This window comes from Pseudomonas sp. W15Feb34 (genome assembly GCF_023127765.1).
GTDB classification, from domain to species: domain Bacteria; phylum Pseudomonadota; class Gammaproteobacteria; order Pseudomonadales; family Pseudomonadaceae; genus Aquipseudomonas; species Aquipseudomonas synxantha_A.
The window spans coordinates 45,594-72,288 of record NZ_SPKN01000045.1 but is presented as its reverse complement, the minus strand read 5'-3'; the positions used below and the strand labels follow the sequence as shown (position 1 = coordinate 72,288).

23 protein-coding genes are annotated in these 26,695 nt (G+C 57.7%); 18 read left to right on the top strand and 5 right to left on the bottom strand.

What is annotated here, in order from left to right; genetic code table 11:
* Positions 1-165 precede the first annotated feature (165 nt).
* The 7 genes from E4O97_RS22245 to E4O97_RS22215 all read left to right on the top strand — a co-directional run bounded on the left by E4O97_RS22245 (position 166) and on the right by E4O97_RS22215 (position 8,326).
* Positions 166-1,425 (top strand): AGE family epimerase/isomerase, encoded by a 1,260-nt coding sequence (locus tag E4O97_RS22245; RefSeq protein WP_248162267.1) that lies wholly within the window; start codon positions 166-168, stop codon positions 1,423-1,425.
* 104 nt (positions 1,426-1,529) lie between these two features.
* Entirely contained in the window at positions 1,530-2,816 is a 1,287-nt protein-coding gene (locus E4O97_RS22240; RefSeq protein WP_032879756.1) for an ABC transporter substrate-binding protein, read from the top strand.
* A 166-nt stretch (positions 2,817-2,982) separates the two neighbouring features.
* A complete protein-coding gene (locus tag E4O97_RS22235; protein ID WP_248092668.1) occupies positions 2,983-3,891 on the top strand; it encodes a sugar ABC transporter permease in 909 nt (302 codons plus the stop codon).
* Complete coding sequence (locus E4O97_RS22230; protein WP_005790778.1) at positions 3,884-4,729, top strand: carbohydrate ABC transporter permease; 846 nt, start codon at positions 3,884-3,886, stop codon at positions 4,727-4,729. Before E4O97_RS22235 ends, E4O97_RS22230 begins: the two co-directional genes overlap by 8 nt.
* A 2-nt stretch (positions 4,730-4,731) precedes the next feature.
* Positions 4,732-5,895, top strand: a complete 1,164-nt coding sequence (gene ugpC, locus E4O97_RS22225) for a sn-glycerol-3-phosphate ABC transporter ATP-binding protein UgpC (protein WP_078822159.1) — start codon at positions 4,732-4,734, stop codon at positions 5,893-5,895.
* A gap of 137 nt (positions 5,896-6,032) precedes the next feature.
* Positions 6,033-7,382, top strand: a complete 1,350-nt coding sequence (locus E4O97_RS22220; RefSeq protein ID WP_078822158.1) for a carbohydrate porin — start codon at positions 6,033-6,035, stop codon at positions 7,380-7,382.
* A gap of 98 nt (positions 7,383-7,480) precedes the next feature.
* Positions 7,481-8,326, top strand: a complete 846-nt coding sequence (locus tag E4O97_RS22215; protein WP_005790774.1) for a D-hexose-6-phosphate mutarotase — start codon at positions 7,481-7,483, stop codon at positions 8,324-8,326.
* A 121-nt stretch (positions 8,327-8,447) separates the two neighbouring features.
* Here E4O97_RS22215 and E4O97_RS22210 read toward each other — a convergent pair whose 3' ends face one another.
* Complete coding sequence (locus E4O97_RS22210) at positions 8,448-9,308, bottom strand: MurR/RpiR family transcriptional regulator (protein WP_169856377.1); 861 nt, start codon at positions 9,306-9,308, stop codon at positions 8,448-8,450.
* Positions 9,309-9,527: 219 nt separating this feature from the next.
* Between E4O97_RS22210 and zwf the strand changes: the two genes are divergently transcribed.
* From zwf to E4O97_RS22195, 3 genes are read left to right on the top strand one after another with little or no spacing between them, the layout of a single operon-like run.
* Positions 9,528-10,994 carry a glucose-6-phosphate dehydrogenase gene (gene zwf / locus E4O97_RS22205; protein ID WP_032879759.1) on the top strand — a complete coding sequence of 489 codons (1,467 nt, stop codon included), beginning with the start codon at positions 9,528-9,530 and terminating at the stop codon, positions 10,992-10,994.
* Complete coding sequence (gene pgl / locus E4O97_RS22200) at positions 10,981-11,694, top strand: 6-phosphogluconolactonase (protein WP_032879760.1); 714 nt, start codon at positions 10,981-10,983, stop codon at positions 11,692-11,694. The genes zwf and pgl overlap by 14 nt, the downstream gene beginning before the upstream one ends.
* 17 nt (positions 11,695-11,711) lie before the next feature.
* Positions 11,712-12,377, top strand: a complete 666-nt coding sequence (locus tag E4O97_RS22195) for a bifunctional 4-hydroxy-2-oxoglutarate aldolase/2-dehydro-3-deoxy-phosphogluconate aldolase (RefSeq protein ID WP_032803689.1) — start codon at positions 11,712-11,714, stop codon at positions 12,375-12,377.
* 202 nt (positions 12,378-12,579) lie between these two features.
* Here E4O97_RS22195 and E4O97_RS22190 read toward each other — a convergent pair whose 3' ends face one another.
* Positions 12,580-13,755: an aminotransferase class V-fold PLP-dependent enzyme gene (locus E4O97_RS22190; protein ID WP_248130848.1), complete on the bottom strand. Its 1,176-nt coding sequence runs from the start codon at positions 13,753-13,755 to the stop codon at positions 12,580-12,582.
* Positions 13,756-13,765: 10 nt separating this feature from the next.
* Complete coding sequence (locus E4O97_RS22185) at positions 13,766-14,002, bottom strand: DUF3820 family protein (RefSeq protein WP_005790761.1); 237 nt, start codon at positions 14,000-14,002, stop codon at positions 13,766-13,768.
* Positions 14,003-14,206: 204 nt separating this feature from the next.
* On the opposite strand from E4O97_RS22185, the gene E4O97_RS22180 reads away from it, so the two are divergent.
* Positions 14,207-14,674 carry a PA2169 family four-helix-bundle protein gene (locus E4O97_RS22180; protein ID WP_003175720.1) on the top strand — a complete coding sequence of 156 codons (468 nt, stop codon included), beginning with the start codon at positions 14,207-14,209 and terminating at the stop codon, positions 14,672-14,674.
* A gap of 143 nt (positions 14,675-14,817) precedes the next feature.
* Here the strand turns inward: E4O97_RS22180 and E4O97_RS22175 are convergent, their stop codons facing one another.
* Both E4O97_RS22175 and E4O97_RS22170 read right to left on the bottom strand, forming a co-directional pair.
* Entirely contained in the window at positions 14,818-15,288 is a 471-nt protein-coding gene (locus E4O97_RS22175) for a MaoC family dehydratase (protein WP_003193747.1), read from the bottom strand.
* A gap of 56 nt (positions 15,289-15,344) precedes the next feature.
* Positions 15,345-16,289, bottom strand: a complete 945-nt coding sequence (locus tag E4O97_RS22170; RefSeq protein ID WP_248162265.1) for an alpha/beta hydrolase — start codon at positions 16,287-16,289, stop codon at positions 15,345-15,347.
* 210 nt (positions 16,290-16,499) lie between these two features.
* Here E4O97_RS22170 and fadD2 point away from each other — a divergent pair, with 210 nt between their 5' ends.
* From fadD2 to E4O97_RS22135, 7 genes are all read left to right on the top strand, one after another.
* Positions 16,500-18,188 carry a long-chain-fatty-acid--CoA ligase FadD2 gene (fadD2, locus tag E4O97_RS22165; protein WP_078822156.1) on the top strand — a complete coding sequence of 563 codons (1,689 nt, stop codon included), beginning with the start codon at positions 16,500-16,502 and terminating at the stop codon, positions 18,186-18,188.
* Positions 18,189-18,569: 381 nt separating this feature from the next.
* Positions 18,570-20,261 carry a long-chain-fatty-acid--CoA ligase FadD1 gene (fadD1, locus tag E4O97_RS22160; RefSeq protein WP_005790755.1) on the top strand — a complete coding sequence of 564 codons (1,692 nt, stop codon included), beginning with the start codon at positions 18,570-18,572 and terminating at the stop codon, positions 20,259-20,261.
* 172 nt (positions 20,262-20,433) lie between these two features.
* Positions 20,434-21,222: an SDR family oxidoreductase gene (locus E4O97_RS22155; protein WP_103734752.1), complete on the top strand. Its 789-nt coding sequence runs from the start codon at positions 20,434-20,436 to the stop codon at positions 21,220-21,222.
* 299 nt (positions 21,223-21,521) lie between these two features.
* A complete protein-coding gene (gene aroA, locus E4O97_RS22150) occupies positions 21,522-22,874 on the top strand; it encodes a 3-phosphoshikimate 1-carboxyvinyltransferase (RefSeq protein WP_032879766.1) in 1,353 nt (450 codons plus the stop codon).
* Between the two features lie 64 nt (positions 22,875-22,938).
* Positions 22,939-23,718, top strand: a complete 780-nt coding sequence (locus E4O97_RS22145) for a phytanoyl-CoA dioxygenase family protein (RefSeq protein ID WP_248162263.1) — start codon at positions 22,939-22,941, stop codon at positions 23,716-23,718.
* Positions 23,719-23,732: 14 nt separating this feature from the next.
* Complete coding sequence (locus E4O97_RS22140) at positions 23,733-25,463, top strand: thiamine pyrophosphate-binding protein (RefSeq protein WP_248130854.1); 1,731 nt, start codon at positions 23,733-23,735, stop codon at positions 25,461-25,463.
* A 10-nt stretch (positions 25,464-25,473) separates the two neighbouring features.
* Positions 25,474-26,661, top strand: coding sequence for a multidrug effflux MFS transporter (locus tag E4O97_RS22135; RefSeq protein ID WP_005790744.1), 1,188 nt, complete (start codon positions 25,474-25,476; stop codon positions 26,659-26,661).
* The last annotated feature ends 34 nt before the right edge of the window (positions 26,662-26,695 follow it).

Here is a 26,695-nt window from a genome sequence, read left to right as displayed (position 1 = left end):
TGAGATCTAAATGTAGGAGGGAGCAAGCCCCCTCCCACATTTTGGATTTTCACTTGGAGATTGATTGTCACCAGATAGTGACATTTCTTCTCCCCTTCGTTACTTGCCCCTACCGCGCCCTTGTTTAGACTCCGGTCATCCCACAAAAAACAATAAGGGCCACCCATGACCACCCATCCACTGCCTGCCAGCAGTTGGCTGAACGCACCTGCCCACCACGCCTGGCTCGCCGCTGAAGGCCAGCGCCTGTTGGCGTTCGCCAAGGCATCGCGCCTGCCGGACGGGTTCGGCAACCTCGACGATAAAGGCCAGTTGCCCGCCGATGCCCGCGCCGAAACCATGAACACCGCCCGTATGACCCACAGCTTCGCCATGGCCCATGCGATGGGGCTGCCCGGTTATGCCGAGCTGGTGGCGCATGGCGTGACGGCTCTCAGCGGCCCGCTGCGCGACAGTGAGCACGGTGGCTGGTTCGCCGCGCCCCAAGCCCTGGATGGCAACACCGGCAAAGCAGCGTACCTGCATGCATTCGTGGCCCTGGCCGCCAGCTCTGCGGTGGTGGCTGGCGCGCCGGGTGCGCAAACCTTGTTGAACGACGCCATCCATATCATCGACCAGTTCTTCTGGAGCGAGGAGGAGGGCGTCATGCTTGAATCTTTCGCCCGGGACTGGAGTGGTGTCGAAGGCTATCGCGGCGCCAACAGCAACATGCACGCCACCGAAGCCTTCCTGGCCCTGGCCGATGTCACCGCTGACAGCCGTTGGCTGGACCGTGCGCTGCGCATCGTCGAGCGGGTGATCCACACCCACGCCGCCAGCAACCAGTTCATGGTGATCGAGCACTTTGATGCGCAGTGGAAACCTCTACTGGGCTACAACGAAGATAACCCCGCTGATGGGTTTCGCCCCTACGGCATCACCCCCGGGCACGGTTTCGAATGGGCGCGGCTGCTACTGCACCTGGAAGCTGCGCGCCTGCAGGCCGGGCTGGATACGCCGGCTTGGTTGGTTGACGACGCCAAAGGGCTGTTTGCCAGCGCCTGTGAATATGCCTGGGCCGTGGATGGTGCACCGGGCATTGTCTACACGTTGGATTGGAGTCGGCGCCCGGTTGTACGCGAGCGCTTGCACTGGACCCACGCAGAAGCCAGCGCCGCTGCTCAGGCACTGCTCAAACGTACGGGTGAACTGCACTACGAGATCTGGTACCGACGCATCTGGGAGTTTTGCGAAACCCACTTCATCGACCGGTTTCATGGCAGTTGGCACCACGAACTCAGCCCGCATAACCAACCCAGCAGCAAAATCTGGGGCGGCAAACCTGATCTGTACCATGCCTGGCAAGCGGTCGTGCTGCCTGCGGTACCCTTGGCACCCAGCCTGGCCAGTGCATTGGGCAGCGGACGTTATGTCACCAAGTGGTGACATTTGTGCGTCCCTTTGTTACCTGCGCCTGGAAAATCCCTGTTTAAACTCCGTGCAGCGCAAGCTCTAGACTTGCATGCATAACAACAAGAAAAGGTACTCAGATGAACGCGATTAATCGCCTCGCCGTTGCTATTTCCATTGCCTCGTTGTTTCCCCTCAGTGCATTTGCCGCCGACTCCAAAGGTACGGTGGAAGTGGTGCATTGGTGGACCTCCGGCGGTGAAAAAGCAGCTGTGGATGTCCTGAAGGCCCAAGTTGAGAAAGACGGCTTCACCTGGAAAGACGGTGCCGTTGCAGGTGGCGGTGGCGCCACGGCCATGACCGTGCTGAAAAGCCGTGCAGTTGCCGGCAACCCACCGGGCGTAGCCCAGATCAAAGGCCCCGACATCCAGGAATGGGCGTCCACTGGCCTGCTCGACACAGACGTGCTCAAAGACGTCGCCAAAGAAGAAAAGTGGGATTCCCTGCTCGACAAGAAAGTCTCCGATACCGTGAAGTACGACGGTGACTACGTAGCCGTACCGGTGAATATTCACCGCGTGAACTGGCTGTGGATCAACCCGGAAGTCTTCAAGAAAGCCGGTATCACCAAGAACCCAACCACCCTCGAAGAATTCTACGCAGCCGGCGACAAGCTCAAAGCTGCAGGCTTCATTGCGCTTGCCCACGGCGGCCAGCCTTGGCAGGACAGCACCGTTTTCGAAGCGGTAGTGCTCTCGGTCATGGGGGCTGATGGCTACAAGAAAGCCCTGGTCGACCTGGATAACGGCGCGCTGACCGGCCCGGAAATGGTCAAGGCACTCACCGAGCTGAAGAAAGTCGCGACCTACATGGACGTGGACGGCAAAGGCCAGGACTGGAACCTCGAAGCCGGCAAGGTCATCAACGGCAAGGCCGGTATGCAGATCATGGGTGACTGGGCCAAGTCCGAGTGGACTGCCGCCAAGAAAGTCGCTGGCAAGGACTACGAGTGCGTAGCGTTCCCTGGCACCGACAAAGCCTTCACCTACAACATCGACTCCCTGGCGGTGTTCAAGCAGAAAGACAAAGGCACTGCTGCTGGCCAGCAGGACATCGCCAAAGTCGTGCTGGGTGAAAACTTCCAGAAAGTGTTCAGCATCAACAAGGGCTCGATCCCTGTGCGTAACGACATGCTGACCAAGATGGATTCCTACGGCTTCGACTCCTGCGCCCAGACCGCCGCCAAGGACTTCCTGACCGACGCCAAGACCGGCGGCCTGCAGCCAAGCATGGCGCACAACATGGCCACTACCCTGGCGGTGCAAGGTGCGTTCTTTGACGTAGTGACCAACTACATCAACGACCCGAAAGCCGACCCGGCCGACACCGCCAAGAAGCTGGGTGCTGCGATCAAGTCGGCCAAGTAACACTTGGTAGCGGATTTTTGTGGGAGCCGGGCTTGCCCGCGATGCAGACAACTCGGTGTACCGGTGACACCGCGGTGATGCCATCGCAGGCGAGCCAGCTTCCACACAAACCGCGTTCGACAAGAGACTCACCTTGTAGTCCTTTTTCCCTGTAGTGGATTTTCCCATGAGTTCTGTTGCTGTGTTCAGCAAGGCCTCGCCGTTCGATGTGCTGCAACGCTGGCTACCCAAACTGGTGCTGGCGCCGAGCATGTTCATCGTGCTGGTAGGCTTTTACGGCTACATCCTGTGGACGTTCGTGCTGTCGTTCACCACTTCCACGTTCCTGCCCAGCTACAAGTGGGCGGGCCTGGCTCAGTATGAGCGTTTGTTCGACAACGACCGTTGGTGGGTGGCGAGCAAGAACCTGGCCGTATTCGGCGGCATGTTCATCGGCATCACCCTGGTGATCGGTGTGCTGCTGGCGATTTTCCTCGACCAGAAAATCCGCCGCGAAGGCTTTATCCGCACCATTTACCTGTACCCGATGGCGCTTTCGATGATCGTCACCGGTACCGCCTGGAAATGGCTGCTCAACCCGGGCATGGGCCTGGACAAACTTCTGCGGGATTGGGGCTGGGAAGGCTTCCGTCTCGACTGGCTGATCGACCCCGACCGCGTGGTCTACTGCCTGGTGATCGCCGCTGTGTGGCAAGCCTCGGGCTTTATCATGGCGATGTTCCTGGCTGGCCTGCGTGGGGTTGATCAATCGATCATCCGCGCCGCCCAGATCGACGGTGCCAGCCTGCCGCGCATCTATTGGAGCGTGGTGCTGCCAAGCCTGCGTCCGGTGTTCTTCAGTGCAGTGATGATCCTGGCGCACATTGCGATCAAGAGCTTCGACCTGGTGGCGGCGATGACCGCGGGTGGCCCGGGCTATTCGTCCGATCTGCCGGCGATGTTCATGTACTCGTTCACCTTCAGCCGTGGCCAGATGGGCATGGGCTCGGCCAGTGCAATCCTGATGCTCGGTGCGATCCTCGCGATCATCGTGCCGTACCTCTACTCCGAGCTGAGGACCAAACGTAATGACTAGTCTCGCCTCCAAACCCGCCATCAGCCTGAGTCGTATCGCGATCTATGCGGTGCTGATCCTCGCCGTGCTGCTGTACCTGGTGCCGCTGGTGGTGATGCTGCTCACCAGCTTCAAGACTCCCGAAGACATCAGCAGCGGCAACCTGCTGAGCTGGCCGACCGTGGTCAGTGGCATCGGCTGGGTCAAGGCCTGGGCCACTGTGGATGGTTACTTCTGGAACTCGATCAAGATCACCGTTCCAGCCGTGCTGATTTCCACCGCCATCGGGGCCTTGAATGGCTATGTGTTGTCGTTCTGGCGCTTCCGAGGTTCGCAACTGTTCTTTGGATTGTTGCTGTTCGGCTGCTTCCTGCCGTTCCAGACCGTGCTGCTGCCCGCGTCGTTCACCCTCGGCAAGATGGGCCTGGCGAGCACCACCACCGGCCTGGTGTTTATCCACGTGGTCTACGGCCTGGCGTTCACCACGCTGTTCTTCCGTAACTACTACGTAAGCATCCCGGATGCGCTGATCAAGGCGGCACGCCTGGACGGTGCGGGTTTCTTCACCATCTTCCGGCAGATCATTCTGCCGATGTCGACGCCGATCATCATGGTCTGCCTGATCTGGCAGTTCACGCAGATCTGGAACGACTTCCTGTTCGGCGTGGTGTTCTCCAGTGGCGACTCGCAGCCCATCACGGTGGCGCTGAACAACCTGGTCAACACCAGCACCGGGGCCAAGGAATATAACGTGGATATGGCGGCGGCGATGATCGCCGGGCTGCCGACCCTGCTGGTCTATGTGATCGCAGGCAAGTATTTCGTGCGCGGCCTCACGGCCGGCGCGGTCAAGGGGTAATCATGGCTACGCTTGAACTTCGCAATGTAAACAAAACCTACGGCGCCGGCCTGCCCGACACCTTGAAGAACATCGAACTGTCGATCAAGGAAGGCGAGTTCCTCATCCTGGTTGGCCCGTCTGGCTGTGGTAAATCCACGCTGATGAACTGCATCGCCGGCCTTGAGACCATCACCGGCGGCGCGATCATGATCGGTGATCAAGACGTGAGCGGCATGAGCCCCAAGGACCGCGACATCGCCATGGTGTTCCAGTCCTATGCGCTGTACCCGACCATGAGCGTGCGCGAGAACATCGAGTTCGGCCTGAAGATTCGCAAGATGCCGCAAGCCGACATCGACGCCGAAGTCGCACGCGTGGCCAAGCTGCTGCAGATCGAACACCTGCTCAACCGCAAGCCGGGCCAACTGTCCGGTGGCCAGCAGCAGCGTGTGGCCATGGGCCGAGCGCTGGCGCGCCGGCCGAAGATCTACCTGTTCGACGAACCGCTGTCCAACCTCGACGCCAAATTGCGCGTCGAGATGCGCACCGAAATGAAGCTGATGCACCAGCGTCTGAAAACCACCACCGTCTACGTCACCCACGACCAGATCGAAGCAATGACCCTGGGCGACAAAGTGGCGGTGATGAAGGACGGCATCATCCAACAATTCGGCACGCCGAAAGAAATCTATAACGACCCGGCCAACCTGTTTGTGGCAAGCTTTATCGGTTCACCACCGATGAACTTCGTGCCTTTGCGCCTGCAACGCAAGGACGGTCGCCTGGTCGCGCTGCTGGACAGCGGCCAGGCCCGTTGCGAGTTGCCGCTGAGCATGAATGACGCCGGGCTTGAAGACCGCGATGTGATCCTCGGCCTGCGCCCGGAGCAGATCGTGCTGGCGGCGGGCGAGGGCAATGGCTCGTCGAGTATTCGTGCCGAAGTGCAGGTGACCGAGCCGACCGGCCCGGACACGCTGGTGTTTGTGCAGCTCAACGACACCAAGGTCTGCTGCCGTTTGGCGCCGGACGTCGCGCCGCAGGTGGGTGAGACACTGACGCTGCAATTCGACCCGGCCAAGGTGTTGCTGTTTGACGCCAAGACCGGTGAGCGATTGGGGACTGCTGGCTCACGGGGGGCATCTGTGGGAGCCGGGCTTGCCCGCGATGGCGTCACCGCGTTGTAACTGCAGGACCGAGGCGCCTGCATCGCGGGCAAGCCCGGTTCCCACAGGAAAAAGAAGATAACCAGTTGTTTTAGTTAAAAAATGTAACCCGCGTTAGATAAAAACAGTTTAATAACAATAAAGACGAGGATGTAGGGATGAAAAAGCAACACAACAACACCCGGCTGATCTGCCAGCTGTCAGCGGTAGCAGCCCTGGTTTTGTCCGCCAATGCGATGGCGGATGAAGCCTTCAGTGCCGATTCCAAATGGATGACCGGCGATTGGGGCGGTGAGCGTACCAAGCTGATCGAGCAAGGTATCGACATCAAGGCCGACTACGTTGGGGAGATGGGCTACAACGCCCACGGCGGTTATAACGACGACAAGACCGGTCGCTACTCTGACCAGTTTGGTCTTGGCGTGGCACTGGACCTGCAAAAACTGTGGGGCTGGGATAACACCCAGGCCAAGATCCAGTTGACCAATCGTAATGGCGAGAACATCTCCAACGACCGTGTTGGTGACCCGCGTGCTGGCACCTTGAGTTCATCGCAGGAAGTGTATGGCCGTGGCCACATGGTGCGTCTGACCCAACTGTGGATCCAGCATCAGTTCCTCGACGGCAAGCTGGACGTCAAAGCCGGTTACTTCGGTGAAGGCGAAGACTTCAACACCTTCCCCTGCGAGTTCCAGAACCTGGCGTTCTGCGGTTCCCAAGTGGGTAACTGGGCCACCAACATCTGGTACAACTGGCCCGTCAGCCAGGCCGCTCTGCGTGTGAAATACCACATCACGCCTGAACTGTATGCGCAAATTGGCGCGTACAACCAGAACCCATCGCAAACCGAAATGGGCAACGGCTTCAAGCTCAGCGGCAGCGGCACCAAGGGCACCGTGTTGCCAGTTGAATTGGTGTGGTCGCCGAAGGTCAATGGCCTGCCGGGCGAGTACCGCGTGGGTTACTACAAGAGCACGGCTGACGCTGATGATGTGCGCGAAGACGTCAACGGCGGCGACGCTGGCGCCACTGGCGATGCCCTGCGCGTTCGCAACAGCAAAAGCGGCTACTGGGGCGTGGTGCAACAGCAACTCACCACTCACAATGGTGATGCCTCCCGTGGTCTGAACGTTGCGGCTAACGTCACCTTCCACGACAAGGACACCAACTTCATCGACAACTATCAGTCGCTGATGTTTGTGTACAAGGGCCCGTTCGATGCGCGTCCAAAGGATGACATCGGCATCGGTTTTGCCCGTATCCATGTCAACGATGACGTGAAGAAAACCGCAGAGCTACGTAACGCGGCAGGTGGTTTCACTGACTACAGCCAGGCCGGTTACATGCCGCTGCAAGGTACCGAATACAACTACGAAATCAACTACGGCTTCCATGTCACCAATTGGCTGACCGTACGCCCTAACCTGCAATACATCACCCACCCAGGTGGTGTGGATCAAGTCGACAACGCCTTGGTCGCCGGCCTGAAAATTCAGTCTACCTTCTAACGCTGTTGCGATAAGCTCCTCTCTCTGTGCGCATTTGCGGGTAGCCATGGCTATCCGCTTTTTTTTGGCTTGCACTGTGATATTCGGAACCTGTGCACATGCATGAGCAACCGCTGCAACGCTTTTTCAAATCCCTGCGCGAGCGACCGGTGTTCGCCTGGGAGCGCTTTCAGATGCGCGATGTGTTGGTGATCGACCACCCCCTGTGCCAGGCGGTGTTCAGTCGCCAGGGTGCGCAATTGCTGCACTTTCAACCTACGGGCCAGAAGCCGTGGCTGTGGTGTGCCGCCAAATGGCCGCAAGTCGGGGCTATCCGTGGTGGCGTACCGGTGTGCTGGCCGTGGTATGGCCGTCACCCCAGCGAAAACGCATGGCCGTCCCATGGCTGGGCGCGCCTGATTGACTGGAAGCTGCTCGACAGCAGCACCGATGACGATGGCGTGCGCCTGCACTGGCAATTGCAATTGTGCGACTGGCAGGTGGACTTGCACGCGCACTTGGGCGAAACCCTGGAACTGCGCCTGAGCACCGAGCACCAGGACGAGTTGCCGTGCCAGTTGAGCCATGCTTTGCACGCTTACTGGCGTATTGGTCACGTTGACGAGGTAGCGCTGTCTGGGCTCGACGGCGCGCAAGGTTATGATCAGCTCAACCGTCAGGTCTGCCAGCAGGAAGGTGAACTGCGGGTCGATGGCGGTTGCCAGCGGGTGTTCCAGCATGAGGGCGAACTACAGCTCAAGGACCACGCCTGGCAGCGTGAACTGTGCATCGACACCGGCGACAGCGCCGACACGGTGGTGTGGCATCCAGGTAGCCGACCGCTGTTGGGCGTGAGCTTTAACGAGGCGTCGGGGTTTGTGTGCGTGGAGTCGGCGATGGCCGGTGCGAGCCTGGCGCCGGGGGAGAGGGCGCATTTGAGTCTGCAGGCTCGGGCTGGAGCTTAGCGGTGTGGCTGATGGCGCTATCGCAGGCAAGCCAGCTCCCACATTTGAAGGTATTCACACATCAAACTGTGGGAGGGGGCTTGCTCCCGATGAGGCCAGTGCAGCCAACACAGGTCCAGGCTTAGTTGAACTCATCCCCCACCGGATACCGGCTGTCATTCAAACTCTCTTTGATCTTGCGCAAATGCGGCTGGAAATCCACCCCGCGACGCAGGGTCATGCCGGTCGCCAGCACATCCAGCACGGTCAATTGGATGATCCGAGAAGTCATCGGCATGTAGATATCGGTGTCTTCCGGCAACGGGATGTTCAGGCTTACTGTACTGGCCTTGGCAAGCGGCGAGTTTTCGGCGGTCACGCCCAACACTGACGCACCGTTTTCCCTGGCGATACGCGCCACTTCCACCAGTTCGCGTGTGCGTCCGGTGTAGGAAATGATCACGAACAGCTCGCCGGTATGCGCTACCGAAGCGATCATGCGCTGCATCAGCACGTCCGCATGAGCGGTCACCGCCAGGTTGAAGCGGAAAAACTTGTGCAGCGCATCCATGGCCACCGGCGCCGAGGCGCCCAGGCCGAAGAAGTGGATCTGGCGCGCCTGGATCAACAAGTCCACCGCCTTGCTGATCAGCGCCGGGTCCAGGGCCTGGCAGGCGCTGTCCAGGGACGCAATGGCGCTGCCAAAGATCTTCTGGGTGTAGGCCTCGGGGTTATCATCGGCCTCCACGGCACGGCTGACATACGCGGCGCCGCTGGCCAGGCTTTGCGCCAACTGCAATTTAAGTTCAGGGTAACCGCTGACGCCGAACGAACGGCAGAAGCGGTTGACCGTCGGTTCGCTGACCGAGGCGGCCTGGGCGAGGGCGGCGATCGAGAAGCGTGTAGCCTGCTGCGGGTTGAGCAGGATGACTTCAGCGACTTTGCGCTCGGCCTTGTTTAATTCTTCGAGGCGGTTCCGGATCTGTTCCAGAAGATTTCGCACGCGGTCCATTCAGTCTTTCCTTCGGGCGACGATGCAAATAAAGGGCGGCAACCAATCGACGACTGGCTTTTCGCGGTGGCCTATCCTACTGAGGGTAGCTGAACACCACCACTCGCAATGCGTATTTCCGGAAAATGTTGTGGTTATTACTACATTTTTCCTTGAGTGATGCCTTGAAAAAAGGTATTTGTAGCTTAACTTGATAAAAGAACAAACATCATGCCTTCGATAACCGTAGAACCCTGCACCTTTGCCCTGTTTGGCGCCTTGGGTGATCTGGCGCTGCGCAAGTTATTTCCTGCCCTCTATCAACTCGATGGCGCCGGGCTGCTGCACGACGATACGCGCATCCTGGCCCTGGCCCGTGAAGCCGGCAGCGAGCAGCAACACCTGGCCCATATCGAAAAAGAATTGCGTAAATACGTCGGCAAGGAACTCGACGAGGCCGTGGCCGCGCGCTTCCTTGCGCGCCTGGCCTACGTGCATGTCGACTTCATGAAGGCTGACGACTACGTCGCCCTTGCCGAGAAGGTCGGCGGCGAGCAACGCCTGATCGCCTACTTCGCCACCCCCGCGGCGGTGTACGGGGCTATCTGCGAGAACCTGTCCAAGGTGGGCCTGGCGGAAAACACCCGCGTGGTCCTGGAAAAGCCCATCGGTTCGGATCTGGAATCCTCGCGCAAGGTCAACGATGCGGTGGCGCAGTTTTTCCCGGAAAACCGCACCTACCGTATCGACCACTATCTGGGCAAAGAAACCGTCCAGAACCTGATCGCCCTGCGTTTCGCCAACAGTTTGTTCGAAACCCAGTGGAACCAGAACTACATTTCACACGTGGAAATCACCGTGGCCGAGCAGGTCGGCATCGAAGGCCGTTGGGGCTACTTCGACAAGGCCGGCCAACTGCGTGACATGATCCAGAACCACCTGCTGCAGTTGCTGTGCCTGATCGCCATGGACCCGCCGGCCGACCTGTCCGCCGACAGTATCCGCGACGAGAAGGTCAAGGTGCTCAAGGCCCTGGCGCCGATCAGCCCCGAGGGCCTGACCACCCAGGTGGTACGCGGCCAATACATTGCCGGCTACAGTGCGGGCAAAGCCGTGCCGGGTTATCTGGAAGAAGACAATTCCAACACCCAGAGCGACACCGAAACCTTCGTCGCCCTGCGTGCCGATATTCGCAACTGGCGTTGGGCCGGGGTGCCGTTCTACCTGCGTACTGGCAAACGTATGCCGCAAAAGCTGTCGCAGATTGTCATCCATTTCAAGGAACCGTCCCACTACATCTTCGCCCCCGAGCAGCGCCTGCAGATCAGCAACAAGCTGATCATCCGCCTGCAGCCGGACGAAGGTATTTCCTTGCGCGTGATGACCAAGGAGCAGGGCCTGGACAAGGGCATGCAACTGCGTAGCGGGCCACTGCAACTGAATTTTTCCGACACCTATCGCAGCGCACGCATCCCTGATGCCTACGAGCGGTTGTTGCTGGAAGTGATGCGCGGCAATCAGAACCTGTTTGTTCGCAAAGATGAAATCGAAGCTGCGTGGAAGTGGTGTGACCAGTTGATCGCCGGCTGGAAAAAGTCCGGTGATGCACCCAAGCCGTATGCGGCGGGGTCCTGGGGGCCGATGAGCTCGATTGCACTGATTACGCGGGATGGGAGGTCGTGGTATGGCGATATCTGAATTGAAACTGCCTCAGGGCGTTACTGCCCATGAGTACCGTACGCCCACGCTGCTGGCCGATGGCCTGGCCCATGACGTGGCCGAACAACTGCGCGCTGCCATCAGCGCCCGTGGCGAGGCGACGCTGGTGGTGTCCGGTGGACGCAGCCCCGTGGCGTTTTTCCAGAACCTGGCCAAGCAGGGGCTGGACTGGTCCAGGGTCACCGTCACCCTGGCCGATGAACGCTGGGTACCGGTCGAACACGCCGACAGCAATGCCGGCCTGTTGAAGCAGCACCTGCTGCAAGGCCCGGCAGCCGCGGCCAGGTTCCTCAGCCTGTACAGTGCCGCCGCCAACCTTGAAGACGCTGCCGAGCAGGCTGATCGCCTGCTGGCCGAACTGCCGGGCATTGATGTGCTGGTGCTGGGCATGGGCGATGACGGCCACACCGCCTCGCTGTTCCCCAACAGCCCCAACCTGGCAGAGGCACTGAAGGCCGACGGTACTCGCCGTTGCTGGCCGATGCTGGCGCCAACCGTGCCGCACCAGCGTCTGACCATGAGCCGTGCGCTGCTGGCGACGGCCAACTACACCGTGCTGTCGATTTCCGGCAGTTCGAAATTGACCACCTTGAGCGCAGCGCTGGCCAGCGACGATGTTGCTGCCATGCCGATTCGCGCGTTTTTGCAACCTACTCTCGAGATTTACTGGTGCCCATGAGCCAAGGATCAGCCGCTATGAAAAGCCCTCAACCGACCGTGTCCATGGCGGATAAAGTTGCCTTGATCGACAGTCTCTGCGCCAAGGCGCGGATCCTGCCGGTGATTACCATCGCCCGCGAGCAGGACATCCTGCCGCTGGCCGATGCCCTGGCAGCGGGCGGTTTGACCGCGTTGGAAGTGACCCTGCGTTCCGAGTTCGGCCTCAAGGCCATTCAGGTCTTGCGCGAGCAACGTCCTGAGCTGTGCACCGGTGCCGGTACCGTGCTTGATCGTCACATGCTCGAAGCGGCCGAAGTGGCGGGTTCGCAATTTATCGTTACCCCTGGCATTACCCGCGACCTGCTGGAAGCCTCGGTACACAGCCCGATCCCGCTGCTGCCGGGCATCAGCAATGCCTCCGGTATCATGGAAGGCTACGGCCTGGGTTACCGCCGCTTCAAGTTGTTCCCGGCCGAAGTCAGCGGCGGCGTCGCGGCCATCAAGGCGCTGGGCGGCCCGTTTGGCGAAGTGAAATTCTGCCCGACCGGCGGCGTTGGCCCGGCCAATATCAAAAGCTACATGGCGTTGAAAAACGTGATGTGCGTGGGCGGTAGCTGGATGCTTGATCCTGAGTGGGTCAGGAACGGCGACTGGGCACGCATCCAGGAAGTTACCGCACAGGCGCTGGCGCTGCTGGACTGAGCGGATTTACAGAATCGTTGTTGCTGTGCTTAACGGCATTTTTGCGGTGCACTTGGTCGGTGTGCCGCTTTTTTTTGCCTGCAGAAACCTCAAGAACACCGATGTTCAACTGTGGGAGCTGGCTTGCCTGCGATAGCGGTGGGTCAGCTGACATCTCTTGCGCTGATACACCGCCATCGCAGGCAAGCCAGCTCCCACATGTTTAATCTGTGCTCAACTGGTTAATGGCGTTGACTAGCACGTCGATGTCCGCTGCCGATGTCACCAACCCTGGTGTCACCCGAATACAGGTGCCAAACGACGCACCCACACGCGTGGTGGTAAACAAGTCGTAGTCCCTGAGCATACGATCCACCATCACCTGCTGATCCCGCCCGAGGAACTTGAACGCGGTGATCCCGCAGTACAGCCGCGGATCATCCGAGGTCAGCACTTCAATGCCCGGCAAGGGGCGCACCTGGTTTACCCACAGATCCCGCAGGTAATTGACCCGCGCACCCTTGGCCGCGGCGCCACCCAATTGCCGATGTTCTTCAAACACCAACGGCAAGGTCATCAGCGCGGGAAAGTTCGGTGTGCTGTAGGACGTACGAGCGCGCACATCCGTGGCCGGGTAGTGAAACTCGCCCATGTCCGGGTCGATATCGGCCAGGCGCTCGGGGGCGATATATAAAAAGCCCAGGGTCAGCGGTGCACCCATCCATTTGTGCAGGTTGAACCCCGCGAATTGGATGCCCAGTTCAGCCAGGTTGAACTCGAACTGGCCCAGGGCGTGGGCGCCGTCGAGGATCACGTCGATATGCTGTTCGCGTGCGGCCTTGGCAATGGCCGCAACGGGCATCACCAGGCCGGTGCGGTGAGTGACATGCGTCAGGGCCATCAGTTTAAGACGCGGATACTGCGCGAACGCCTTGTTATACGTCTGCACCAGGCTGTCGAAACTGGCCGGGTGGGTGTGTGACACCTCGATCACCTCCACGCCGCGAACATCGGCAAGCCAGCGCATGGCGCCCTTGACCGTGTCGTACTCCAAATCGCTGATCAGCACCTGGTCGCCGGGTTGCAGGCGGTTGTAGTTGCGGATCAGCGACTGTAAGGCTTCGGTAGCGTTGCGCGTGAAGGCGATCGACTCGGGGTCGACGTCAATCAATGCCGCCAGCGTGCGGCGAATCTCGACGTTTTCACCTTGCTCGAAACGTTGGCGCACATGCACCGAGTTGCTGCGGTTGATAAAGCTGATGTGCTCAAGGTATTGCGCTTGCACTGCACGGCTCATACGCCCGAAGTAGCCGTTTTCCAGGTTGATCGGCCCGGGTTGCAGCTCATAGCGCTGGGCGATGGTGTGCCAGTGGCGTTCGTTGTCGGCATTCCTTGGCATGGCGAGTCTCTTAATGGCGGGGGGCAGGTTTGCCGTGTTTGGCCCGCAGTGGTTCGAGCAGTTCGGCCAGGCCGTTGTGGTCGATTTCCTGCATCAAGGCCAGCAGACCGCCCAATTCGCCGTGGGGGAAACCTTCACGGGCAAACCAGTTCAGGTAGGGGCCAGGCAGGTCGGCGATGATCCGGCCCTTGTATTTGCCGAAGGGCATTTCGCGGGTGATCAGCAGTTCGAGTTTTTCAGGATTCATGAGCTTCGCGGGATTGAGGCGAGGTCTTCGAAAATACAGGCATTCTGCATGAAGGCCAAATGACAGATCATGCAAATAACGCACATACAGATGGTTCAATATTTCATAACTTGTTGAAATTAAAGGATAAATTAATTTTTAAAAACCTGGCACGGGCGCTGCAATAACCAAGACACCCTTCTAACCCGTACAAGGAATTGAAAAATGACTGACATCAATAAAGAATCGATCTCCGTACTGAACGACCTGATCGAAACCAGCATCGACGGCCAAAAGGGTTTCAAGGAATGCGCTGAAGATATCAAGCATCCGGAACTCAAGGCCCTGTTTGCCAAGCGCTCTGCTGATTGCGCCACTGCTGCCGCTGAATTGAAAACCGCCGTGCGTGCCCTGGGTGGCGATCCGGAAGATTCCGGCAGCGTAGCGGGTGCTCTGCACCGTGGCTGGGTCGACGTGAAGTCGATGGTCACTGGCAAGGATGAAGAAGCGGTACTGAACGAAGCCGAGCGCGGTGAAGACCACGCACTGAAGGCTTACCGTGAAGCGATCGAGAAGATCAACAAGCACAACCTGCTGGGCATTCGTGACCTGGTGGAGCGTCAGTACCACGGCGTACAGCGCAACCACGACCAGGTAAAAGCCCTGCGTAACCAGGCTCGTGCTCAGTCGTAAGACCCGCACTGTAGCAACTGTGGGAGGGGGCTTGCTCCCGATAGCGGTGAATCAGTCGACCTATTCAGTGACTGACTCACCGCCATCGGGGGCAAGCCCCCTCCCACATTTGTATTGTGTAAATGCTGAGATTGCAGTCAGCCTCAGCCAATACTGATCGGCGGCAACTCGGTCAACGTCACCACCTGCTGCTTGCGCGGCGCCAGAATCTCTGCCTCGCCATCTACCACCAACTCATCACGCTGGTTGAATACGCGTGTAGCGATGCGTACGCGAAACTTCGGCAGTTTTTCAAGGATTTCCAAACGCACGGTAAGGGTATCGCCAATCTTGACCGGCTTCTGGAAGGTCATTTGCTGGCCGATGTAGATAGTGCCCGGCCCAGGCAGCTCGCAGGCTACGGCCGCACTGATCAGCGCACCGCTGAACATGCCGTGGGCAATGCGCTCCTTGAACATGGTTGCCTTGGCGTATTCGGCATCCAGGTGCACCGGGTTGTGGTCGCCGGACATGGCGGCAAACAACTGGATATCACGCTCTTCGACGGTCTTGCTGAAGCTGGCGGTCTGGCCCACTTCGAGCGCCTCGTACGGGGTGTTGGTTACCTGGGTCATCTAAAGGTGCATCCTGTGGCTTATCGGTAATTAATCGGCTGATTTTAAAGCAAAAACTATTCGCAGCGGGCTGGCCTGCGCAACGTCAGCGCCTGTTCCAGCCAGCTCAGAAGGTCGGCGGTGACTTCATCACGGTTGGTTTCGTTGAATACTTCATGCCGCGCCTGCGGGTAGAGGTTCAATTGTATGTTCTGGCAGCCGGCCTCACGCAGGGCATGGGCCAGGTCCTTGAGACGCTTGCCTTCACTTACCGGATCACATTCGCCGCCCATCACCAGGATCGGCAAGCCCGGGTCGATCTGCGCGAGATTGGACGCTTTGCTGATTTGCTGCAAGCCGCCCAGCAGGTCGACCCACAACTGGTTGGTGCAGCGAAAACCGCAGAGCGGGTCGTTGATGTACTTGTCGACTTCGTCCGGGTCGCGGCTCAGCCAGTCGCAGGCGGTGCGATTGGGTTTGAACGCTTTGTTGAACGAGCCGAATGACAGGAACTCGATCAACGCACTGCGGCCGCGCAACCCCTGGCGCATGCGTTCGATAAGTGCGATCAGCCGTGCCGCGCTATACAACGCTACCGGCTGGAAATTCGAACCGCTGAGAATCGCGCCATGCAGGCTGGCGCTGTGGTGCAGCAAATAGCCCTGGGCGATGTAGCTGCCCATGCTGTGGCCGAGCAAAATAATCGGCAGGCCCGGTTTTTGCTGGCCGATATGCTGGTTGAGGCTGGCCAGGTCGCCGACCACTTTGTTCCAGCCATCCTTTTCAGCGTACAGCCCCAGGGTGCCCTCATCGGCAGTACGCCCATGACCGCGCTGGTCCAGCGCATACACCCCGTAGCCGGCGCTGCACAAGGCGTCGGCCAGGCGAGCATAACGACCACTGTGTTCGGCCATGCCGTGGGAGAGCATCACCACCGCCTTGGGCGGGGTGTCTGGCAGCCATTGATTGACGTACAGGCGGCTGTGGTCATTCGCGGTCAGCCAGAAGGTGCTGTGGGTCATGGCGGCTTCCTTTGCTCAGGGTCGTTGCAGTGTATAGCTCATTCGCAGAGTTGCGGGGTATCTGCCTACACGTTAGACGCAAGATTCATACAATCAATGACACGATTTAGCGTATTTGCCTGTTTGCTCATAGCTGCTAACGTCCCCAAAGCTCCGCTTTTTATAAACGCTTAAAGCGGCCGGACATACTCAGGTAAGAGGACAAGAATAATGCAACCTGATTTCTGGAATGACAAACGCGCAGCGGGCGTTCCCAATGACATCGACCTCACCACCTACAAGTCGGTGATCGAAGTTTTCGAGCGTTCCTGCAAGACCTTTGCCGACCGTCCGGCGTTCAGCAACATGGGCATTACCCTGACCTACGCCGAGCTTGAACGCCAGAGTGCGGCGTTCGCCGGTTACCTTCAACAGCACACCGACCTCAAGCCTGGCGAGCGCATCGCGGTGCAAATGCCTAATGTGCTGCATTATCCGGTTGCGGTATTCGGCGCATTGCGCGCCGGGCTGATCGTGGTCAATACCAACCCGCTGTACACCCCCCGCGAGATGCGCCACCAGTTCAAGGACGCAGGTGTGCGGGCGCTGGTGTACCTCAACCTGTTCGGTTCGCGGGTGCAGGAGGTCTGCACCGACACCGAGATCGACTACTTGATCGAAGCCAGGATGGGCGACTTCATGCCCGCCGCCAAAGGCTGGCTGGTCAACACCGTGGTCGACAAGGTGAAGAAGATGGTCCCGGCCTACCACCTGCCACGGGCTGTGTCGTTCAAGCGTGCGTTGCGCATGGGCGCGGGCCTTGGGGTGACGCGCCATCCGGTAACCCTGGACGATATTGCCGTGCTGCAATACACCGGCGGCACCACCGGCCTGGCCAAGGGCGCGATGCTCACCCATGGCAACCTGGTGGCGAACATGCAGCAGGTGCGGGCGTGCATGTCGCAACTGGGTGAAGACGGCCACCCGCTGATCAAGGAAGGGCAGGAGGTCATGATCGCACCGCTGCCGCTGTACCATATCTATGCATTCACGGCGAACTGCATGTGCATGATGGTGTCCGGCAACCACAACGTGCTGATCACCAACCCACGGGACATTGGCGGCTTTATCAAGGAGCTCAAGCAGTGGCGCTTCACCGGGCTGCTGGGGCTCAACACCCTGTTTGTGGCGTTGATGGATCACCCGGATTTCAAGAGCCTGGATTTCTCCCATCTCAAGATCACCAACTCCGGCGGCACAGCTCTGGTCAAGGCCACGGCGGAACGGTGGAAGGCGCTGACCGGTTGCTCCATCGGCGAAGGCTACGGCCTCACCGAAACTTCACCAGTGGCCAGCACCAACCCGTACGGCGGCCTGTCGCGCCTGGGGACCGTGGGCATTCCGGTGCCGGGCACCGCCATGAAAGTGGTTGATGATCAAGGGCACGAACTGCCGTTGGGTGAGCGCGGCGAGTTATGCATCCAGGGCCCGCAGGTGATGAAGGGGTACTGGCAGCAACCCCAGGCCACCGCCGAAACCCTGGACGCTGAAGGCTGGCTCAAGACCGGTGACATTGCCGTGATCGACACCGACGGCTATGTCAGCATTGTTGATCGCAAGAAAGACCTGATTATCGTCTCCGGCTTCAATGTCTATCCCAACGAAATCGAAGATGTGGTGATGGCCCACCCGGCCGTAGCCAGCTGCGCGGTGATCGGCGTGCCGGACGAGCGCACGGGGGAGGCGGTGAAGCTGTTCGTGGTAGCGCGGGCCCAAGGGGTGAGCATTGAGGAGCTGAAGGCGTACTGCAAGGCCAATTTCACGGGGTACAAGGTGCCCAAGCACATTGTGCTGAGGGAGTCTTTGCCGATGACGCCGGTGGGGAAAATTCTGCGGCGCGAGCTTCGCGACATCGCCTGAATTGAAATAGGGTCAAAATGTGGGAGGGGGCTTGCTCCCGATAGCAGTGTGTCAGTCAACAGAGTCTTTGGCTGATCCACCGCTATCGGGAGCAAGCCCCCTCCCACATTTGTTATCCGTCGCCCAGGAAAGCCCATTCCAGAGCGTATTTCATTGATATAGAATTTTTGCTCTAAAAGTGACCATTGGATATTCTTGAGTCATGTTTATGACTGTAGGGCCCTCTTTTGGCTCTAGGCGGCCCTCGGCAAAGCTGCTACTCTCGGCGCGCTTTGTGACGTCTCGGCCTGCTTGAAAGCGCCAGATTCACCTAAAAACATACACCAATAATAATCGCATCAAATGCGATGATGAATTCGCGTCGCTGAGGAGTGGGCTTCCATGAATGAAGACTTTTGGAAGGATAAGTACCCCGCCGGGATTGCTGCACAGATCAATCCAGACGAGTATCCGAATATTCAGGCGGTACTGAAGCAGTCCTGCCAGCGCTTCGCCAACAAACCGGCTTTCAGCAACCTGGGCAAGACCATCACCTACGGTGAACTCTACGAATTGTCCGGGGCATTTGCCGCGTATCTGCAACAGCATACCGACTTGAAGCCTGGCGATCGAATCGCCGTGCAACTGCCCAACGTCCTGCAATACCCGGTCGCCGTGTTCGGCGCCATTCGTGCCGGCCTGATCGTGGTCAACACCAACCCGCTGTACACCGCGCGGGAAATGGAACATCAATTCAATGATTCCGGGGCCAAGGCCCTGGTTTGCCTGGCCAACATGGCGCACCTGGCTGAAAAAGTCGTGCCCAAGACCGCCGTCAAGCATGTGATCGTCACTGAAGTCGCCGACCTGCTGTCGCCGTTCAAGCGCCTGCTGATCAACAGCGTGATCAAGTACGTGAAGAAGATGGTCCCGGCCTATCACTTGCCCCAGGCCATCACGTTCAATGACGTGCTTGCCAAGGGCCATGGCCAGCCGGTGAATGATGTCAGCCCGGCCAGCAGCGATGTGGCGGTGTTGCAATATACCGGCGGTACCACCGGTGTGGCCAAGGGCGCGATGCTGACCCACCGCAACCTCGTCGCCAACATGCTGCAATGCAAGGCGCTGATGGGGTCCAACCTCAACGAAGGCTGCGAGATCCTGATCACACCGCTGCCGCTGTACCACATCTATGCCTTCACCTTTCACTGCATGGCGATGATGCTGATCGGCAACCACAACATCCTGATCAGCAACCCGCGTGACCTGCCGGCGATGGTCAAGGAACTGTCGAAGTGGAAGTTCAGCGGGTTCGTCGGCTTGAATACCCTGTTCGTGGCGCTGTGCAACAACGAAGCCTTCCGCAAACTCGATTTCTCCGCGCTCAAAGTCACCCTGTCGGGCGGCATGGCCCTGCAATTGGCGGCCGCCGAGCGTTGGAAGGCCGTGACCGGCTGTGGTATCTGCGAAGGCTACGGCATGACCGAAACCAGCCCGGTGGCCACGGTGAACCCGATCCAGCATATCCAGATCGGCACCATTGGCATTCCGGTACCGTCCACAGTGTGTAAAGTCATCGCCGACGACGGTACCGAGTTGGCGCTGGGTGAAACCGGCGAGCTGTGCGTCAAGGGCCCGCAAGTCATGAAGGGCTACTGGCAGCGCGAAGACGCCACCGCCGAGATGCTCGACAGCGAAGGTTGGCTGAAAACCGGTGACATCGCGATCATCCAGCCAGACGGCTATATGCGCATTGTCGACCGCAAGAAAGACATGATTCTGGTCTCCGGCTTCAACGTCTACCCCAACGAACTGGAAGACGTACTGGCAGGCCTGCCGGGCGTGTTGCAGTGCGCAGCCATCGGTGTGCCGGACGAGAAGTCCGGAGAGCACATCAAGATCTTCATCGTGGTCAAGCCAGGCGCCACCCTCACCAAGGACCAGGTGATGGAGCACATGCGCGCCAACGTCACCGGCTACAAGGTGCCCAAGGCTGTTGAGTTCCGTGATGCGTTGCCTACAACTAACGTCGGCAAGATTCTGCGGCGTGAATTGCGTGATGAAGAACTGAAAAAGCTGGGTGTGAAGAAATAGCCCGGTAAAGCGTGAATTGAAAAGTACCCCTCGCTGAGGGGTATTTTTTTGCCTCTGACGCGGCGTAATGCCCGGCTTGTCACTCCACGGGCTTGTGTGATATCGACTAATAACGACGCACGCTCGCTAAATACGCGACGCTTGCAAGTTGACGGCTGATCGAGGAGTGATGATGGACTTAGGGATTAGAGGTAAATGGGCTGTCGTCTGCGCTGCCAGTAAAGGGTTGGGTTATAGCTGTGCCCAGGCGCTTGCGGACGAGGGGGTAAACATCGTGATTAACGCACGGGGGGCGCCTGACTTAGAGGCTGCCGCACAGCGTTTGAAACTCAGAAACCCTGAGGGAGAAGTCATCACGGTGGTAGGTGATATTACTGACCCTTCGATTCGCCAGGCATTGGTCGATGCTGCCCCGCAAGTTGATATATTGATCAATAATGCCGGGGGGCCCAAGCCTGGGAACTTTCGTGAATGGACCGATCAAGAGTGGCGTGCAGCAATTGATACCAATATGTTGGCACCTATCGAACTCATCAAGTCAGTGATCGATTCCATGGCAGGTCGAGGCTTCGGCCGGATAATCAATATAACTTCCGGCGCGGTTAAAGCGCCCCTGGATGCATTGGGGCTTTCAACCTCAGTCCGATGTGGGCTTACCGGTTTTGTGGCGGGCTTGGCGCGTCAGAAAGACTTCGCGTCGAGAAACACCACGATCAATAATATTCTCCCCGGTGCGTTCAAAACCGAGCGATTGGAAAATACCTTTCAAGTGGCGGCAGAGCGTTCAGGAAAAACAGTGAACGCTATGGCTGAAAGTCGACTGGCAACCATTCCGGCGGGGCGCTTTGGTGACCCGGCTGAGTTCGCTGCATTGTGTGCTTTTTTATGCAGTCATCAGGCTGCCTATGTGACCGGTCAGAACATCCTTATCGATGGCGGCGCCTACCCGGGTATCTTCTAATGGATAGCCAAAGATGTCGTTGTGCCATATGAAATAGTAGAGTTTTTAAAATTTAAACCGCCAGCGATGGCGGTTTTTTTATGGATTTCGCTTTTTTTTGTGTGCCGTAACGGATTGAAGTAAAACGAAAAAATTCAATGAGTCATAGATTGGATCCAATCTTATTCCATTTTGTTATTTGAAACGCGTTAAACCCTAGGATAGGTTTTTAGTGGTTGTAACAAGATATTTCTGTCGCGTCGGTGAGCGTAATGCCCGCTCGCCGATCACATTGGATCTACTGTCTTAGGGAGCAATGCATGTCGACCCAAAAACGCTTGAAAGTCTTTCCTACCTCATCGATCGGCACTATCGCCACCATCCCGTCCTCAAAACCTGAAACACAACGGGCAATTATTGCCGCCAGCCTCGCCTCGGGAACTTCTTATATTTACAACGACCTTCGTTGCCTTGAAACCGAAACAATGAAAAAGGCATGTCGTAGTATTGGTGCAATTATTGAGGAGCAACCAGGCAGATTAGTGGTAACTGGCACAGGCGGCTTGATCAAGCCCGAAAAGAAGGTGATCGACGCTCTAGGCTCCGGGTTGGTATTTCGAGTGTTTGCTGCGTTGACGTGCTTTACAACGACGCCGGCGGTTATTACCGGTGATGAAGTTCTGCGGGGGCGTGTCATGGAGCCTTTGTTTGTCGCCCTGGAAGGGCTGGGGGCCCATATTTCATGCATCAACCACAGTGGCAAGGCCCCGATTGTGAACTGGGGGGGTTATAAAGGGGGAGAGTGTACGATTGAGGGCAATATCAGCTCGCAATTCATCACTGCGATTCTGTTCTGCGCCCCCCTCGCCAAACAACCTACGGTGGTGAATATCCGCGGTGAAATTCTGTCGCTTTCGTATATCAAGCAGACTTTGGAAACCCTCAGCACCGCGGGGATCAGCTATGAGGTGAACGCTGACTATTCACAAATTACGGTGTATCCCGGCCACTATCGCAGCGCGAACTATACGATCGTCGGTGACTACACCTCATCGTCCTATTTGATCGCGGCCGGCATCATCTTTCCGGGCGAGTTGACGCTCAAGAACATGAACAGCAAGAGTTTGCAGGGCGAGCGTGCGATTCTCAAAGTGGCCGAGGCGCTGGGCGTCAATGTTGAGTTCAATGACGCTGCCAATGAAGTACGCATTGTTAATAAGTTGGCTGAGTTAAAAGGCAAGTATCATTTCGATGCGAGTGATTACCCCAATATTGTGCCGACACTGGCGGCGATCGGTGCTTATGTGCAGGGTGAGTTCAAAGTGACCGGCGGCTCCATTACGCGCTTGCACAAGTCGCCACGCATTGAGGCGATGGTGACCGAGCTGGTGAAAATGGGTGTGGACATACAGCCGTTGTTTAAAAACGGCGTCTACGATGGCTTCGTTATTCGTGGTGAACCGAGTTACGCCGGTGATGCAGTGTTGTCAGCCTGGGGTGACCATCGAATTTTCATGTCATTGTTTGTGGCTTCCTTGCGGTGCCAACAGCTGAATGAGTTGGATGGTTATCAGGACGTTCATTGTTCCTTTCCGGATTTCTTCCAGGAGTTTGAACGTCTGGGCGTGTCGTTTGAAGAAAGCTCGACAGCCGCCAAGCATGTTGAAGTCTGACTTTTTATCTTTGAATTAAAGGGAGGGTGGCCTGGGTCACCCTCTATATAACGGATTATAGATCATGAATTTTCGAGAAAAGCTTGAGCGGGATGGGTACGTCGTTATTCCAGGAGTACTCTACAGCGAGCAGGTGGAAAAGTTGCGTAAAACGTATGTCCATAGTTTGGCAGAGACCGAGCAGAGCACGCTGTTGCCAACGGCGTTTCTGCAATTTAGTGATATGGTCAATGCACTGCTCCATCCTGGTGCTATTCAGGCGATAAAGGATATTTTTCAGTCGGATTTTTCGCTGTTACCGAATTTTACGGTGCGCGAGAGCGTTTATATACCATGGCACAATGATGCGTACTTTCTTCCCGACGAAGTGATTTCGCCTAGCGCATTTCCCGAATTCTTACAGTGTGCTTATTATCTTCAAGATAATGATCCTGTGTCGGGCGGCGGCATCACCTTACTGCCGGGATCGCACAAGCTCAGTAAAGATGAAGTCAAGATCAGGCTCGCCGAACCGGTAAAATTCGAGCGCACGATCATGAGTAAGGCCGGCGATCTGGTTATTTGGGATAATCGAGTAACTCATCGCAGCAGTGCGCCGGATCAGACGCCTGTGGAAACAAAGCTGGCCATTCAATGGACTGTTTCTGCTTCGACCAAACATAACGCATCCTACATTACCTACCTGCGTGCCCGGGCTGAGCGCAGCCTGCATGTTTCGGACTATTTGCCCAACAGCCCCAAGCCATATTTTGCCGATATGCCCAATGTGCGCTACCCCTCTTCTTTTTCACAAGATGCCGTGTTGAAGATGAAGGGCGAGAACATCACATTTATCGAGATCTGAACAGGGGATTTGCAATGGAATTGCAAAGTACTGGCGAAACCGGTGCACATTACATTCTTCGCCAACTTCAGTCTTTGGGGGTTACGCACTTCTTCATGGTGCCTGGCAAGTTGATCAATGCGTTTATGCGTTGTTATCCCAGTGATGGCTCTACAACGCTTGACATTGAACCGGTGGTTACAGCGTGTGAAACAGGCGCGTCCTATATGGCCGAAGGCTATGCGCGTGCCAGTGAAACATTCGGGGTGTGCCTGGTGATAGGCGGGCCGGGTGTTACCAACGCGCTGACCGGGATCGCTTCCGCTTACACGGACCACCAGTCGGTCTTGCTCTTGTCGGGCCAGATTGCGTCATCGCTGGAAATGCAAAACGTGCTGCAGGACGGGAGCCAAACCGGCGTGAATCTGTGTGATGTATTCAAACCCATCACCCGCAGTGCCCTCGAGGTCAAGGCAGGGCAACCCTTGTCGGCGTTTTTGCGCGAATCGGTGCGGTTGTTGAAAGGCCTGGAAAAAGGCCCGACCTACTTGGCCGTCAGCAAGGAAGCACTGTACGAGAAATCCACGAGCCGCGCCGATATCGCCGCCAACGTACTGGAGTCGTGGAGCAACCAAGCGCTTGCCGTTGAAAAGATCAAAAGCGCGGCGATCAAGGCCGTGTTCAAGCGCTCGACCAATCTCGTCATTCTCGCGGGGCTACGTTGCAAAAACTCCAAGGTTGGCGCTGCGCTCCTGGCATTTTCCGAGCGCTTTTCGATTCCGGTCGCGACCACCTTGAGCGCCAAAGGGCTGTTCCCGGAGGACCATCCCAACGCTTTGGGCGTTTACGGTTATTCGGGAAACAAGCGCGCTATCGAGGCGTTCAAGGGCGGTGTGGACGGTGTGATTCTCCTTGGGCTCGATACCACTCAATGGAGCACCATGCTCTGGTCCCATGAGCTAAGGCCTCAATTTGGCGCGATCCAGGTGGATGAGAACCCAGATTATCTGGGACGGTATCTTGATATTGATCACGGTGTGGTGGCGACGGGGGAGGGTTTCCTGAGGCTGGTCAGCGAGGTTCACGCACAAGAGCTGGAGGCCAGCCAGGAGAGTCGCTCCAGATGGTCGAATGATCTTCAACGGGTGCCGCTGCATTACCCGGTCGATGCCAAAGCTACGGGCAATCTTGCCGACCATCCCGCCGCCTATATCCCGGTGCTGCAAGCGTTTTTCCCCAGTGATGGCGTGGTGTGTGTCGATTCGGGCTCCCATCGATCCTTCTTCGGCCACTACTGGACCGCGCGGGGAGCGGCGGCCTATTTATCGGCAACCACATTAGGCCCGATGGGCTGGAGTATCCCGGCAGGCATCGGTGCAAGTTTCGCCCGCCCCGATGGCAAAACCATGGTGATTACCGGTGATGGCTGCATGCTGATGCAGGGCCTTGAGTTATCGACCGCCGCGAAACATGGGTTGAATATCGTCTTCGTCGTTTTCAATAACCGGTCCTATTCGGCAAGTTACTTCAATAACAAAGACAACTTACCCGCGCTGACGCAAATTCCCGATTACAACTGGTGCCTGTTTGCCCAGAGCCTGGGCGTGAGCGCGACGTGCGTGGACTCCCCACAGGCCTTGCAAGATTGTATTGAAAGCATCATGAGCACCGCCGCACCTCATCTGATTGAAATCAAATGCGACGGGCGACATACCACGCCCAATAGCGAATACGGCACACGCTTGAAAGACCATCCATTACTGTAAGGAGCCTGTCGTGAATTCTAGAATGGTGATCACCAACTCCTGCCTGATCCTGGTATTGGGGTTGTTTTCCATTGACTTGTACAACCCCGCCTTGCCGGAGATTGCACGGGTATTTTCGGTAACTGACGCGCAGTCCCAAAACCTGGTGGTCTTCTATCTGGCAGGCTTTGCACTGTCCCAGTTGGTGTATGGGCCGATCTCCGATAGAAAAGGGCGGGTACCGGTGATTATGGTCTCCCTTGCCCTCGGCGCCTTGGGCAATTACCTGACGTCGACGGCGGACAGTATTCAGGCGCTCTATCTGTTTCGTTTGTTAACAGGCATCGGTGCTGGCGGTTGCCCCGTGATAAGCCGGGCAATATTGAGCGATACGTTCAAAGATAAAACCGAGTTGTCCAAATCGCTGACGGTGTTCTCCATGGCGTCCCAGGTCTCGCCTGCGCTTGCGCCGGTGCTGGGTGGTTTTATTACTGCTGCACTTCCTTGGCAATATAATTTCTACGCACTGACCCTGATCACGCTGCTCGGCGCCGTATTTATCAAGGCCACACTGGTTGAAACAGCTCCGCTGCAGGGCGTGCCTTCCAAACGGCTTGAGGGTTTCAAAGTACTGCTGCGCGACTTCAACTTCATGGTTTACAGCCTGGTCTCTGCGGTACTGTTTGCGATCACCATCGGCTACTTCACCGCGAGCCCATTCATCTATCAATTGCAGTTCCATCTGCAGAGCCAGGAAAACGGCCTGCTGTTCGTTGGCTACTCTGCGGGTATCGTCTTGGGTTCTTACCTGACCAAGCGGTTTTTGAATCGTTACTCGCCTGAGCGCATCCTGATGACGTCCCTGGTGGCGCTGACGGTGTTGGCGGCGCTCGCTCCGCTGGTTCTCCAGGCATTCAAGCTGGTCACGGCCCCGGCGCTGGTGGCGTATGGCTTTTTGGTCGCTCTCGGCTGTGGCCTGTCCTCACCCTTGCTGTTGGGGATCAGTCTGCATGGCCAGGCAAAACATGCCGGTACCGGGAGTGCGCTGCAAGGCGCGATCAAGATGGCGGGCGCGGCACTGGCGCTGTTCTTTTTCTCTGAGGGGCACACCAGCACCGCCATGGGGCTGATGATGGGGATACTGGTCATGTCGCTGTTTTGCCTGTTCGCCATCGCCCTGGCTCAGCGTATTGCCGGCCGGTCAGTGGCAACCGCCTGAAAGTGCGCGAGAGCGTGACTTCTGGCACAGCAGT

Bases quoted from the DNA above. Each gene is read 5' to 3' on its own strand.
- E4O97_RS22240 (WP_032879756.1), top strand. From the start codon at position 1,530: ATGAACGCGATTAATCGCCTCGCCGTTGCTATTTCCATTGCCTCGTTG.
- E4O97_RS22140 (WP_248130854.1), top strand. From the start codon at position 23,733: ATGGAATTGCAAAGTACTGGCGAAACCGGTGCACATTACATTCTTCGC.
- E4O97_RS22220 (WP_078822158.1), top strand. From the start codon at position 6,033: ATGAAAAAGCAACACAACAACACCCGGCTGATCTGCCAGCTGTCAGCG.
- ugpC (WP_078822159.1), top strand. From the start codon at position 4,732: ATGGCTACGCTTGAACTTCGCAATGTAAACAAAACCTACGGCGCCGGC.
- E4O97_RS22145 (WP_248162263.1), top strand. From the start codon at position 22,939: ATGAATTTTCGAGAAAAGCTTGAGCGGGATGGGTACGTCGTTATTCCA.
- pgl (WP_032879760.1), top strand. From the start codon at position 10,981: ATGGCGATATCTGAATTGAAACTGCCTCAGGGCGTTACTGCCCATGAG.
- fadD1 (WP_005790755.1), top strand. From the start codon at position 18,570: ATGAATGAAGACTTTTGGAAGGATAAGTACCCCGCCGGGATTGCTGCA.
- E4O97_RS22170 (WP_248162265.1), bottom strand. From the start codon at position 16,289: ATGACCCACAGCACCTTCTGGCTGACCGCGAATGACCACAGCCGCCTG.
- E4O97_RS22235 (WP_248092668.1), top strand. From the start codon at position 2,983: ATGAGTTCTGTTGCTGTGTTCAGCAAGGCCTCGCCGTTCGATGTGCTG.
- E4O97_RS22245 (WP_248162267.1), top strand. From the start codon at position 166: ATGACCACCCATCCACTGCCTGCCAGCAGTTGGCTGAACGCACCTGCC.
- E4O97_RS22230 (WP_005790778.1), top strand. From the start codon at position 3,884: ATGACTAGTCTCGCCTCCAAACCCGCCATCAGCCTGAGTCGTATCGCG.
- E4O97_RS22215 (WP_005790774.1), top strand. From the start codon at position 7,481: ATGCATGAGCAACCGCTGCAACGCTTTTTCAAATCCCTGCGCGAGCGA.
- E4O97_RS22185 (WP_005790761.1), bottom strand. From the start codon at position 14,002: ATGAATCCTGAAAAACTCGAACTGCTGATCACCCGCGAAATGCCCTTC.
- E4O97_RS22195 (WP_032803689.1), top strand. From the start codon at position 11,712: ATGAAAAGCCCTCAACCGACCGTGTCCATGGCGGATAAAGTTGCCTTG.
- zwf (WP_032879759.1), top strand. From the start codon at position 9,528: ATGCCTTCGATAACCGTAGAACCCTGCACCTTTGCCCTGTTTGGCGCC.
- E4O97_RS22155 (WP_103734752.1), top strand. From the start codon at position 20,434: ATGGACTTAGGGATTAGAGGTAAATGGGCTGTCGTCTGCGCTGCCAGT.
- E4O97_RS22180 (WP_003175720.1), top strand. From the start codon at position 14,207: ATGACTGACATCAATAAAGAATCGATCTCCGTACTGAACGACCTGATC.
- fadD2 (WP_078822156.1), top strand. From the start codon at position 16,500: ATGCAACCTGATTTCTGGAATGACAAACGCGCAGCGGGCGTTCCCAAT.
- aroA (WP_032879766.1), top strand. From the start codon at position 21,522: ATGTCGACCCAAAAACGCTTGAAAGTCTTTCCTACCTCATCGATCGGC.
- E4O97_RS22175 (WP_003193747.1), bottom strand. From the start codon at position 15,288: ATGACCCAGGTAACCAACACCCCGTACGAGGCGCTCGAAGTGGGCCAG.
- E4O97_RS22190 (WP_248130848.1), bottom strand. From the start codon at position 13,755: ATGCCAAGGAATGCCGACAACGAACGCCACTGGCACACCATCGCCCAG.